We start from the raw sequence: 11,797 nt of genomic DNA on the forward strand, positions 1-11,797 counted from the left end.
GGGAACGATGTGCAACGAGACCGCCATAGCGGTTATTGTCAGGCCCCTGCCCGCTCCATGCCGAGGCGGGCGATGCGGCGAAGCTCGTCGATCGGGGTCAGGCCGCCGCTGCGCTCATAGTGCCAGAAGGTCCAGCCGTTGCAGGCATCCAGCCCCTGCACTTCCGCGCCGATCTTGTGGATCGACCCGGCGCTGTCGCCGACCGCCACAGTGCCGTCGGCGCGCACCCTGGCCGCCCAGCGCTTCTTGGCGTCGTAGAGCGTGGCGCCCGGCAGCATCAGCCCGGTGTCGATGAGGCTGACGAAAGCAACGCGTGGCTCGGCGCGCTTGCCGGTAAGCACGGTAAGAGCAGCGCCGTCCAGCGGCCGGACTGCATCGATGCGCTCGTTGGCGGCGTCGATATAGGCCTGCTCGCGCTCGATGCCGACGAAATGGCGGCCGAGGCGCTTGGCCACGGCGCCGGTGGTGCCGGAGCCGAAGAAGGGATCGAGCACAATATCTCCGGGCTTCGTCGAGGCCATCATGATGCGGGCGAGCAGCGCTTCGGGCTTCTGCGTCGGATGCAGCTTGTCGCCATTTTCGTTCTTCAGGCGCTCGCCGCCGGTGCAGATCGGAAACAGCCAGTCGGAACGCATCTGGATGTCGTCATTCGACGCCTTCAGCGCTTCGTAGTTGAAGGTGTAGCCCTTGCCCTTTTGGTCGCGCGAGGCCCAGATCATCGTCTCATGGGCGTTCTGAAAGCGGCGGCCGCGGAAATTCGGCATCGGATTGGTCTTGCGCCACACGACATCGTTGAGGATCCAGAACCCCAGATCCTGCATCTTGGCGCCGACCCTGAAAATGTTGTGGTAGGAGCCGATGACCCAGATGGTGCCGTTGGGCTTCAGCACGCGGCGCGCCGCCAGCAGCCAGGCCCGGGTGAAGGCGTCGTAGACCTCAAAACTCGCGAACTGGTCCCAGTCGTCGTCGACGGCATCGACCTTGGACTGGTCGGGCCGGTGCAGATCGCCGTCGAGCTGCAGATTGTAGGGCGGATCGGCAAAGATCACGTCGATGGATTTTTCCGGCAGCCGGTCGAGCGCGGCGACACAATCGCCCTTCAGGATCGTATCCAGCCATTCAGATTGCTGGGGAGCGTGGGAAAGCTCGTCGAGAAGACGCACGGCAGACATTGTTACACCCAAAGCACGCGTTACTGTTTACTCCCTGTTATGGTTACCGATCAGCGTAAATATTCGGTGAAGGCCTGGGGGTTCGGACCCCAGGTAATTTGCGAAGATCGGCCTGTTGGTGTATGCCGCGCCGCCTGAACCGTCCCAGCCTCCTCCCTCCCGCTTTCCGGATCGCTATGCCCCAGCCAGACCTTGTCATCTTCGATTGCGACGGCGTGCTCGTCGATTCCGAAATCATTGCCGCGCGCATCGAAGCCGAGCTTTTGACGTCGGCCGGTTACGAGATATCGGCCGAGGAAATTTCCGAAACCTATGCCGGGCTGACCTTCAAGGACATCATGATGCGGGTCGAGGAAAAGTCCCGCATCCCGTTCCAGGCCTCGCTGATCGATCGTGCCGAAGACCTGGTCGACCGCCGGCTGCGTAGCGACGTGCGCGCCGTCGACGGGGCGCACGAGGCGGTCGTGGCGGTGACCACGCCGCGCTGCGTCTGCTCGAATTCGCGCTCCGAGCGGATCGAGTTCATGCTGGAGAAGGTGCAGCTGCTGCCGTTTTTCGCCGGCCGGATTTTTTCCTCGCTGGAAACACCGAGCGGAAAATCCAAGCCGGCGCCCGACGTGTTTCTCTTTGCCGCGGCAAAGCTCAAGGCCGACCCGGCGAATACCTTCGTCATCGAAGATTCCGTGCATGGCGTGACCGGCGCCAGGACAGCCGGCATGCGTGTGATCGGCTTCACTGGAGCGGCGCACAGCTATCCCGGGCATGCCGACGCGCTGACCGAGGCCGGCGCCGAAACGGTCATCCGCCGCTGGGCGGAACTGAAAAGCGTGATCGCCGCCCTTTCGGAGTGGTCGGCGGATGCGTGAAGCAGGCGTCCAAATTGACGCGCAGCTCCAAAGCCGCGGCTATTCGGCCGCGGCAATCTTCTTGTCGGTCTTCTTCGGCGGGCCTTCGTCATAGCCGGCGAACGCCTGATAATCCTTCGCGGTCGGCTCGGGAACGACAACGTTCGAATCGGTGAAGACGAACTGGGTGGCACTGGAGGGATTGGTAACCTGGACCTGATGTCGGTGAAGCTGCGAGTAAAGGACCTCGGTGCCGTGCATCACAGCGATACGGATCGGCATGGTGATGGTGCCAGGGCTGAACATCGGTCCCGGAACGACCTTGCCGGCGACGGCGATCTTCATCGTCAGCGAGCCGTTGGCACGGTTGCAGTCGCGGGTCACATCGGTGATCGAAGCCTGGTAGATGATCTTCGCGGAATCGTCCTGCTGGTCGCTGCTCACTTCAAGCGCAGCTGCTTCGGCGTCCTGAGCGGCGGCTTTTTTCTTAGGCTTTTGGTTGCCTTTGGCATAGGTGTTGAAGAAGGCGGTGCCGTCGCGCAGCGTCACTTTCGGACAATAGGCCAGCAATTGGCTGGCGAGAACCTTGGGGTCCGGCGGTGGTGGCGGTGTCGTGTCCTTCTTTCCGAAGCCCAGCATGCTACTGCCGCCTGATTGGCAGCCGGCGGCGGTAAGCATAAAGCCGGTGAGCGCCAGACCCGCGACAAAACGACCGTTAAATGTATGAAACGCCATGAACTGCACTTCCCTCTCGCAAAGCGGGTGACGTATATCAACCGCGCGGCAAAAATGCGACTGAGCAAGTACGGAAATTAACCACTTTGCCGCGGACGGACCGCCCGGCAGCAATGGAACATGACGATGCAATATGTGAGTACCCGCGGGGAAGCGCCCGTGCTTGGATTTTCCGACGCGGTGCTGGCGGGCTTGGCGCGCGATGGCGGTCTTTATGTGCCTGATATCTGGCCGCAGTTTTCAGCGGCAGAGATCCGCGGAATGCGCGGCCTTGCGTATCCCGACCTCGCCATCCGCGTGCTGTCGCCGTTTCTCGGCGGCGAGATCGCGATGCCGGTGTTCGAACGCCTGGTGCGCGAAGCTTATGCGACGTTCCGTCACGAGGCGGTCTGCCCGCTGGTGCAGACCGGCTCGAACATGTTCGTTCTGGAACTCTTCCATGGCCCGACGCTTGCCTTCAAGGACGTGGCCATGCAGCTTCTCGCCCGGCTGATGGACCATGTGCTTGCCGAACGCGGCCAGCGCGCCACCATTGTCGGCGCCACGTCCGGCGATACCGGCGGGGCCGCCATCGATGCCTTCGCCGGGCGCAATCGCACCGACATCTTCGTCCTTTTCCCGCACGGCCGGGTCTCGCCGGTGCAGCAGCGGCAAATGACGACGTCCATCGCCGCAAATGTCCATGCACTGGCGGTCGAAGGCAATTTCGACGATTGCCAGGGGCTGGTGAAGGACATGTTCAACGATCACGGTTTTCGCGACCGGGTGTCGCTGTCCGGGGTCAATTCGATCAACTGGGCCCGCATCATGGCCCAGATCGTCTATTACTTCTCATCGGCGCTGTCGCTCGGCGCGCCCGACCGGCCGGTCTCCTTCACGGTGCCGACCGGCAATTTCGGCGACATCTTCGCCGGCTACGCCGCCAAGAAGATGGGGCTGCCGATCGAGCGGCTGGTCATCGCGACCAACGACAACGACATTCTGGCGCGCACGCTGTCGAGCGGCGAATACCGCACGAAAGGCGTCTTTTCGACCACGTCGCCGTCGATGGACATCCAGGTCTCTTCGAATTTCGAGCGCTTGCTGTTCGAGGCGGCCGGCCGCGACGCCTCGACCGTGCGGCGCTACATGAACGGCCTCAGGCAGTCCGGAGCCTTCACCATCGAAGCCGGCGAGATCGCCAGGATCCGCTCCGAATTCGATGCCGGCCGTTCGACCATGGACGAAGTCGCCGCTACGATCCGCTCGACGCTCGCAGCCAGCCACTATCTGCTCGACCCGCACACGGCCGCGGCCATGCATGTTGCGGCTGCGAAGGCCACCAGTGCCGTGCCGATGGTGGTGCTGGGCACCGCCCATCCGGCAAAGTTCCCGGCCGCCGTCGAAGCGGCCAGCGGCGTGTCGCCTGCCCTGCCCGCATGGCTAGGCGGGTTGATGACATCAGAGGAAAAATACACGGTACTTCCATCCGACCTGAAAATGGTGGAAGATTATGTTAGCCGCCACACGCGGGCGGCAAGTTAGGGAGTATTTGATATATGGGTGTTGAGGTAAGCCGTCTGTCGAACGGCCTGACAGTCGCAACCGAAACCCTTCCAAGCCTCGAATCCGTCGCTCTTGGTGCCTGGGTCAAATCAGGGGCCCGCAACGAGCGTAGCGAAGAGCACGGAATGGCCCACTTGCTTGAACATATGGCGTTCAAGGGAACCAGAAGGCGAAGCGCCTTCGAGATCGCCTCGGAAATCGAGGATGTCGGCGGCGAGATCAATGCCGCCACCAGTGTCGAGACCACCTCCTATTATGCCAGGGTGCTGAGCGACGATGTGCCCCTGGCCGTCGATATCCTCTCCGACATCCTGCAGGAATCCGAGTTCGACCCGCAGGAGCTGGAGCGCGAGCAGCATGTGATCCTGCAGGAGATCGGCGCCGCTCACGATACGCCCGACGATATCGTCTTCGACCGCTTCACCGAGACGGCTTTCCGCCACCAGACGATCGGCCGCTCCATCCTCGGCACGCCGGAAACCGTCAAATCCTTCACCTCGAAGCAATTGCACAAATTCATCGAACGGCAATATGGCGCCGAGCGCATGGTGGTCGTCGCCGCCGGCGACATCAAGCACGACAATTTCGTGCGCGAGGTTGAGAAGCATCTCGGCGGTTTCCGCAGCAAATCCGACAACACGATGCCGCAGTTTGCGCAATATGTCGGCGGCGATTTCCGCGAGGACCGCGACCTGATGGACGCGCAGATCGTGCTGGGGTTCGAGGGCCGCGCCTATCATGTACGCGACTTCTACGCCTCGCAGGTCCTGTCGATGATCCTTGGCGGCGGCATGTCGTCACGTCTTTTCCAGGAGGTCCGTGAAAAGCGCGGGCTGTGCTATTCGGTCTATGCCTTCCACTGGGGCTTTTCCGACACCGGCATATTCGGCGTCCATGCCGCGACCGGGCAGAGCGACATCGCCGAACTGGTGCCGGTGGTTATCGACGAGTTGCAGAAGGCCGGCGAGAGCATCCTGCAGGAGGAACTCGACCGGGCACGCGCCCAGTACCGCGCAGGCCTGATCATGTCCGCCGAAAGCCCGGCCAGCCGTGCCTCGCAGATCGCCCGGCAAATGCTTCTGTTTGGCCGGCCGATCGCCAAGGAAGAGCTGATGGAACGGCTGTCGGCGCTGACGGTCGAGCGGCTGACGGACCTGTCGTCACGGCTGTTTTCGACCAAGCCGACGCTGACTGCCGTCGGACCGGTGGGTACGCTCGCTCCCTATGAGGCGGTCCTCGAATCGCTATCGGGCACGCAGACCACGGCCCGAAAGCTCGCCGGCTAAGTCCATCAAAGCGTCATGTTCGCGCTCCCTTTCTTTCGCCGTGACCTGCCGGCACTGAAGGGTGACCGGGTCACGCTGCGGGTGCCGCTGACCAACGACTATCGCGAATGGTCGGTGCTGCGCGGGGAAAGCCGCGCCTTCCTGGAGCCGTGGGAGCCGCGGTGGAACCCCGACGAGCTCGACCGCACGGCCTGGCGGCATCGCCTCAGCCGCTATCGCGAAGACTATGCCCAGGGAACGGCCATAGCCTTCTTCATCTTCGAGAAAGGCAACGGCAAGCTTGTCGGTGGAATCACCCTCGGCAACATCCGCCACGGCGTCGCACAAAGCGGCCATATCGGCTACTGGATCGGCGAGCGCTACAGCGGCCGTGGCCTGATGACCGACGCGGTCAAGGTGGTGACGCGCTTCGCCTTCGATATGCTGAGGTTGCACCGGATCGAAGCTGCCTGTATTCCCGACAACGCCCGGTCGATCCGCGTGCTTGAAAAAGCCGGATTCCGGCGCGAAGGACTTCTGCGATCCTATCTCAGGATCAATGGCATCTGGCAGGACCACTACCTCTACGCCCGGATCGAAGACGATCCGCCGGGCGCGGGAACGAAGGACTGATTTTTGACGAATTTCCTGCGAATCGGGTCGTTGTTCGCCTTTGTGCTGACGGCAATCGTCGTGCTCTGCGCGGCGTCCTCGGCCTTCGCCGTCGAGCCAATCAAGATCGCCCGCGACGACGTGGCACTCGATCTTTCGGGCGCCGTCGAAATCTACCGCAACCAGGGCGAGAACTTCCAGGTGTCGACCGCTCCGGGCCCGGACGGCATCGTGCGGCGCATCGAGGTCGAGGCCAATGATGCGCGCTCGACCGGCGACTGGGCGGTGTTCGCGCTTGCCAACACCACCGACCAGCAGCTCGACAGGCTGATCGTCGCACCGCATTTCCGGCTGGTGAATTCCGGCATCTTCTGGCCGGATCTCGGCTCGACCCGCATTGCCGCGATCACGCCCAGCGAGGGCTTCGCGCTCGACCGCCAGACCAGCCCCGACGCCGATGTGTTCCGGGTGACGCTGAACCCCGGAACGGTGATCACCTTCATTGCCGAACTTGCCTCGCCCAAACTGCCGCAGGTCTATCTATGGGATCCGGAATCCTACAAGGACTCGGTCAACTCCTACACGCTGTTTCGCGGCATCGTCATCGGCATCGCCGGCCTTCTGGCGCTGTTCCTGACCATCCTTTTCGTCGTCAAGGGGACCTCGATGTTCCCGGCAACCGCAGCACTCGCCTGGGCAGTGCTCGCCTATATCTGCATTGATTTCGGCTTTCTCAACAAGGTTTTGGAAATATCGCCCGGCAACGAGCAGATGTGGCGAGCCGGAACGGAGGTGGCGCTTGCGGCGACCTTCGTGGTGTTCCTGTTCGCCTATCTCAATCTCAACCGATGGCACGGCCATTTCAGCTACGGCGCGCTGGTCTGGATTCTGGGGCTGGTACTGATCGCAGGCGTTGCAATCGTCGATCCGGCGGTCGCCGCCGGCATCGCCAGGCTGTCCTTCGCCGCCACCGCGCTGACCGGCCTCGGCCTGATCATCTTCCTCGGCATACGCGGCTACGACCGTGCCATCATGCTAGTGCCCAGTTGGGTCATGGTCCTGTTGTGGCTATGCGGGTCGTGGATGGCGATCACCGGCATGCTCGACAACGACATCGCCCAGCCGGCATTGGGCGGCGGGCTGATCCTCATCATCCTGCTGATCGGCTTCACCGTCATGCAGCACGCCTTTGCCGGCGGCGCGCTGCATCAGGGCCTGTTCTCCGATCTCGAACGGCAGGCGCTGGCCGTCGCCGGGTCGGGCGACACGGTTTGGGACTGGGACGTGATGCGCGACCGCGTCGTCACCAAGCCGGATGTCAGCATCCAGCTTGGCCTTGCGCCCGACAGCCTGGGCGGCGCCGCCCGCAACTGGCTGCCGGTGCTGCATGCCGATGATCGCGACACGTTCCGCACAACGCTCGACGTGGTGCTCGAACACCGGCGCGGCCGGGTGTCGCAGAATTTCCGCCTGCGCGGTGCCGATGGGCACTATCACTGGTTTTCGCTGCGCGCCCGGCCGGTGATCGGATCGGACGGCGAGGTCATCCGCTGCGTCGGCACCATGGTCGACGTGACGGAGCAGAAGAAGTCCGAGGAGAGGCTGCTGCACGATGCCGTGCACGACAATCTAACCGGCCTGCCGAACCGGGAATTGCTGATGAATCGGCTGGAGGCGATCATCTCGATCGCGCGCACGGAAGAGAAGGTGCGCCCGACCGTCTTCGTCATCGACATCGACCGGTTCAAGCAGGTCAATGACGGGCTCGGCATCTCGGCCGGCGATACCATCTTGCTCACCATTGCGCGCCGGCTGCACCGGCTGCTCAAGCCGAAGGATTCGCTGTCACGCTTTGCCGGCGACCAGTTCGCACTGATGCTGCTTTCCGAACAGGACCCGGCCCGCATCGCAGCCGTTGCCGACGCCATCAAGCATGCGATCAACAATCCGATCACCTTTGCCAAGCGCGAGATCGTGCTGACCGCCTCGATCGGGCTGGTCACCTGGACCTCGGCGCAGAGTTCGGCCGAGGATATGGTCAAGGATGCCGAGCTTGCCATGCACCAGGCCAAGCGTTTCGGGGGCGACAGGATCGAGCCGTTCCGCCCCGCCTTCCGGACCGTCGGCACCGACCGGCTGCAGTTCGAGTCCGACCTGCGCCGCGCCATCGAACGGCGCGAATTCACACTCGCTTACCAGCCCATCGTGCGGCTCGAAGACGGCAGCGTTGCCGGCTTCGAGGCGCTTTTGCGCTGGGACCATCCGCGCCGCGGCATGATCCCGCCGGGCGATTTCATCCCGGTCGCCGAGAGCTGCGGCCTGATCGTGCAGCTTGGCCTGTTCGCCATGCAACAAGCAGCCGAAGATCTGGCCGGATGGCAAAAGCAGATCGGCGACGCGCCGCTGTCGGTTTCGGTCAACCTGTCCAGCCGTCAGCTCATCCGCCGCGATCTGGTCAGCGACGTCCGCTCGGTGATCGCGCGGGCTAATCTGATGCCGCGCTGCTTCCGGCTCGAACTCACCGAATCGCTGGTGATGGACAATCCCGAGCAGACAGCCCATGTGCTGAACAAGCTGAAGAAGCTTGGTATCGGCCTGTCGCTGGACGATTTTGGCACCGGCTACTCATCGCTGGCCTATCTGACGCGCTTCCCCTTCGACACGATCAAAATCGACAAGAGCTTTGTCGACGACTCGACACCAAAGCGCGCGGTGCTGCTCAAATCCATGGTCAACATGGCGCATGAACTCGGCCTTTCGGTCGTGGCCGAAGGCATTTCGGACGAAAGCGATGCGCTCGAACTGCGCCAGATGGGCTGCGAATATGTGCAAAGCTTCATGTTCGGCGCGCCGATGCCCGGCGATCAGGTGCTGAAGACGCTGAAGGAACAGTATCCGCTGGCTCAGGCTTGATTTGTGCATGTCGTCGTCGCAAAATCGCTGCGCATTTTTGGGCCACTGGTGGTGGGAGCCTGACGCGTGATACCTGCCTTGGAATGGCATTGCTGGGCCAGAATCCTTCCGGTCGCGCAGTATCGAAAACTTTAATTTCCTACCCGCGGCGCGGCTCCATCAATGTTGGAAAGCCTGAGTTAACGGCGGCGATAGAGATAGTTCTCGGGAAGGCCGAGGCGACGGCACGATTGAACGGCCGGGGATGACGGGAGGACGATGCTCTCGCAGATTGCAGCCGTCGTCTTCACAAAAGCACGCTCCCACGGCTTCAACGTCCAGCGGTCGCCGAGTGCCAAGCGTGTGCGAACCCAGCGGGGCAGGGTCTCGACTGCCGCCTTCAGAAATGGCCGCTGAAGCGGTCGAGCCACTCCCGGCAAGGCGGGAACGTCTTCCATGATCTCCAGGAACTCCGAGACGATCGGCGACGGGACGAGTCTTTGCCGCATCACATCGAACAGCGCGTAAAGCTCGGCCTGCGACGTGGGCGCGCCGGCCGCACCATAGAGAAGCGCGACGGGGCGAGCCTCAGCAGACATCGCGTCCCGTTCGAAAAAATGCAGACGATGCACATAGACGTGATACGCCTCCATGAAACCAAACCCGGCCGTCGCTTGCACCCAATTCAGCAACTCCGGGTCGGTGGCGTGGTATGGCTCACCTTCGCTGGTTCGACCCGAAACGCGCCCATGCATCCTGACCACACCTTCAATCATGGCCTTAGCCTTGGTTCGAGGGCCATAGACCGTAACCAAGGCAGCGAGGCCGGTACGCTGCAATCGTCGGAGCGCCTGCGAGCGGAATGTGCTGTGCTGCCAAATGGCGTCGCGAACCCGCGGCTCTGCCAATTCGAGCAGCACCGCAGTAACCCCGCCGATGAACAGCGCAACAGGGTTCTTGAAAATACGCCAGGACACCGAGTTAGGCGGTAACAGCGCCGGCTCGCCTCGCGGCGTCGAGAAGTCCATCTGCGATCCGAGCCGCTGGCGCACGAACGACTGCGCAAGAGTATCCACGCGGCGCTCAAGCGGGCGAGGCAGAGGAATGATGCCCGAGTTGCCAAACATGGTACGCCTCCGACTCCTGCGAACAACAAGCGTTAGACCTTTAGGCTAGCGGATACAGTACGAACGTCCTGGTCTTTCCGTCGTTCCAAATGATCAGCCTGGCGCGCTGCGCATGACCCGCAAGAACACCGGGCCCGGATGTTCATCACGAGCCCGGTCGTGCTGGCCTTATGGGGTAAGATCGAGCGCTGGTACGATCCTGTGATAGGGCAGCCCCGCATCGTCGTTTAGACGCTTCACGTCGATATCGGAGGCAGCGTCAAACAGGCACATGCAGCGGCCGTCCTCCGGTGCGAAGGTCGAGCGCAGATAGCTGATGTCGGTGCCGTTGGAGGTCATCTCGGCGGCTTTGCTGATCGCCGCCTTCTGCGCACCTCCCAGAGCTTCCATGCTGATGCCCTTGAGGTCGCGTTCCACCATGTAGACAGTCATTTCCAGATCTCCTCCTGTGAACAGTGACCACAGGAGTTGAATGCAGCGGCGGGCAAAAGAGAACGACATTTTTTCTATCGATCGATAGCCGACAGTTATCGATGAAAGGGTTACAATGTCGTTTCGTGGAACCGCCTCGGGAGGGCTCGCCATGGAGATGTTTCAGGTCCGCTACGTGCTTGCCGCCGCGAAGATGCTGAACTTCACCAAGGCCGCCACCGATTGCAACGTGTCTCAGCCGGCGCTCACCAAAGCGGTCAAGACGCTCGAGGATGAGCTTGGCGCGCCCTTGTTCCACCGCGAGGGAAAGCGCGTCCTCCTGAGTGAGTTCGGACGCTCCATTCTGCCGCATCTTCAGCAGATCATGCAGGAGGCCCACGCAACCAGAACGCTTGCCGACAATTTCAGGCTGCTCAACCAGGTGCCGATCCGCCTCGGCGTCATGTCGACCATCGGCCATGTGAAGCTCGCCCGGTTCCTCGCAAAGTTCCAGCGCGACTATCATGGCGTCGAGCTTGAAGTTAGCGAGGCGAGCGTTCAGGAACTGAAAAACAGGCTTGAGCAAGGCGATCTCGATCTTGCCGTTCTCAATCCGCTGGAGGGATTGGGAGCGGCTTTCCGAGTCCATGATCTCTACAGTGAGCGCTACGTCGTCGTATTCGCGCCGGATCACCGGCTTGCGAGCCTCAATGCAATCAAGTTGGTCGATCTCTCTCAAGAACCCTATGTCGATCGTCTGTCCTGCGAAATGCGGGACCTGGTAATGGGTGTGTGCCGGGAAAGAAACGTCAGCCTTTATGCCCGCTTTCGTTCCGAGCGCGAGGATTGGATCCAATCAATGGTGCTGGCGCGGATCGGCTTCGCCTTCATGCCTGAATATTCGGTGACATCGCCTGAACTTTTGCAGCGTCCGCTGATCGAACCCGCAGTGGCACGCACGGTGTCCCTGGCTAGCGTTCCGGGCCGGCCCTATAGCCCGGCGACGGCGGCAATGGTCCGAGCTGCCCAGACGTTCGATTGGCCAGGCTAGGCGTTTATTGCTGAGGCTCGAGCTATTGCTGGTTTGAGATGCGTCTGCACCGCCCTGGTGTTCCTCCGGCCGGTACCGACCCTATTCAGGACCTGCCGACAGTCAATCGCTGCGCATTTTGGCGCCGCCCCGCGCCAGCCGC

10 protein-coding genes are annotated in these 11,797 nt (G+C 62.2%); 6 read left to right on the forward strand and 4 right to left on the reverse strand.

The window, feature by feature from the left end; all coding sequences use genetic code 11:
• Positions 1–38: 38 nt before the first annotated feature.
• Positions 39–1,172 carry a site-specific DNA-methyltransferase gene (locus CIT26_RS09700; protein WP_095492380.1) on the reverse strand — a complete coding sequence of 378 codons (1,134 nt, stop codon included), beginning with the start codon at positions 1,170–1,172 and terminating at the stop codon, positions 39–41.
• 176 nt (positions 1,173–1,348) lie between these two features.
• On the opposite strand from CIT26_RS09700, the gene CIT26_RS09705 reads away from it, so the two are divergent.
• A complete protein-coding gene (locus CIT26_RS09705; RefSeq protein ID WP_095492381.1) occupies positions 1,349–2,038 on the forward strand; it encodes an HAD family hydrolase in 690 nt (229 codons plus the stop codon).
• Positions 2,039–2,077: 39 nt separating this feature from the next.
• On the opposite strand, the gene CIT26_RS09710 is transcribed toward CIT26_RS09705, so the two are convergent.
• The gene (locus CIT26_RS09710; RefSeq protein ID WP_095492382.1) at positions 2,078–2,752 is read right to left on the reverse strand and encodes a hypothetical protein; all 675 of its coding nucleotides are present in this window, start codon (positions 2,750–2,752) and stop codon (positions 2,078–2,080) included.
• 126 nt (positions 2,753–2,878) lie between these two features.
• Between CIT26_RS09710 and thrC the strand changes: the two genes are divergently transcribed.
• From thrC to CIT26_RS09730, 4 genes are read left to right on the forward strand one after another with little or no spacing between them, the layout of a single operon-like run.
• The gene (thrC, locus tag CIT26_RS09715) at positions 2,879–4,276 is read left to right on the forward strand and encodes a threonine synthase (protein WP_095492383.1); all 1,398 of its coding nucleotides are present in this window, start codon (positions 2,879–2,881) and stop codon (positions 4,274–4,276) included.
• A gap of 14 nt (positions 4,277–4,290) precedes the next feature.
• Positions 4,291–5,583 carry a M16 family metallopeptidase gene (locus CIT26_RS09720; protein ID WP_095492384.1) on the forward strand — a complete coding sequence of 431 codons (1,293 nt, stop codon included), beginning with the start codon at positions 4,291–4,293 and terminating at the stop codon, positions 5,581–5,583.
• A 15-nt stretch (positions 5,584–5,598) separates the two neighbouring features.
• The gene (locus CIT26_RS09725) at positions 5,599–6,195 is read left to right on the forward strand and encodes a GNAT family N-acetyltransferase (RefSeq protein WP_095492385.1); all 597 of its coding nucleotides are present in this window, start codon (positions 5,599–5,601) and stop codon (positions 6,193–6,195) included.
• A 3-nt stretch (positions 6,196–6,198) separates the two neighbouring features.
• Entirely contained in the window at positions 6,199–9,087 is a 2,889-nt protein-coding gene (locus CIT26_RS09730; protein WP_095492386.1) for an EAL domain-containing protein, read from the forward strand.
• Positions 9,088–9,266: 179 nt separating this feature from the next.
• On the opposite strand, the gene CIT26_RS09735 is transcribed toward CIT26_RS09730, so the two are convergent.
• Together CIT26_RS09735 and CIT26_RS09740 are read right to left on the reverse strand one after the other, a co-directional pair.
• Entirely contained in the window at positions 9,267–10,193 is a 927-nt protein-coding gene (locus CIT26_RS09735; RefSeq protein WP_095492387.1) for an oxygenase MpaB family protein, read from the reverse strand.
• A gap of 168 nt (positions 10,194–10,361) precedes the next feature.
• The gene (locus CIT26_RS09740) at positions 10,362–10,625 is read right to left on the reverse strand and encodes a DUF4242 domain-containing protein (RefSeq protein WP_095492388.1); all 264 of its coding nucleotides are present in this window, start codon (positions 10,623–10,625) and stop codon (positions 10,362–10,364) included.
• 151 nt (positions 10,626–10,776) lie between these two features.
• Here CIT26_RS09740 and CIT26_RS09745 point away from each other — a divergent pair, with 151 nt between their 5' ends.
• Positions 10,777–11,655, forward strand: coding sequence for a LysR family transcriptional regulator (locus CIT26_RS09745; protein WP_167391349.1), 879 nt, complete (start codon positions 10,777–10,779; stop codon positions 11,653–11,655).
• The last annotated feature ends 142 nt before the right edge of the window (positions 11,656–11,797 follow it).

Origin of the sequence: Mesorhizobium temperatum (genome assembly GCF_002284575.1) — a bacterium.
GTDB lineage: Bacteria > Pseudomonadota > Alphaproteobacteria > Rhizobiales > Rhizobiaceae > Mesorhizobium > Mesorhizobium temperatum.

Bases quoted from the DNA above. Each gene is read 5' to 3' on its own strand.
- CIT26_RS09700 (WP_095492380.1), bottom strand. From the start codon at position 1,172: ATGTCTGCCGTGCGTCTTCTCGACGAGCTTTCCCACGCTCCCCAGCAA.
- CIT26_RS09705 (WP_095492381.1), top strand. From the start codon at position 1,349: ATGCCCCAGCCAGACCTTGTCATCTTCGATTGCGACGGCGTGCTCGTC.
- CIT26_RS09710 (WP_095492382.1), bottom strand. From the start codon at position 2,752: ATGGCGTTTCATACATTTAACGGTCGTTTTGTCGCGGGTCTGGCGCTC.
- thrC (WP_095492383.1), top strand. From the start codon at position 2,879: ATGCAATATGTGAGTACCCGCGGGGAAGCGCCCGTGCTTGGATTTTCC.
- CIT26_RS09720 (WP_095492384.1), top strand. From the start codon at position 4,291: ATGGGTGTTGAGGTAAGCCGTCTGTCGAACGGCCTGACAGTCGCAACC.
- CIT26_RS09725 (WP_095492385.1), top strand. From the start codon at position 5,599: ATGTTCGCGCTCCCTTTCTTTCGCCGTGACCTGCCGGCACTGAAGGGT.
- CIT26_RS09735 (WP_095492387.1), bottom strand. From the start codon at position 10,193: ATGTTTGGCAACTCGGGCATCATTCCTCTGCCTCGCCCGCTTGAGCGC.
- CIT26_RS09740 (WP_095492388.1), bottom strand. From the start codon at position 10,625: ATGACTGTCTACATGGTGGAACGCGACCTCAAGGGCATCAGCATGGAA.
- CIT26_RS09745 (WP_167391349.1), top strand. From the start codon at position 10,777: ATGGAGATGTTTCAGGTCCGCTACGTGCTTGCCGCCGCGAAGATGCTG.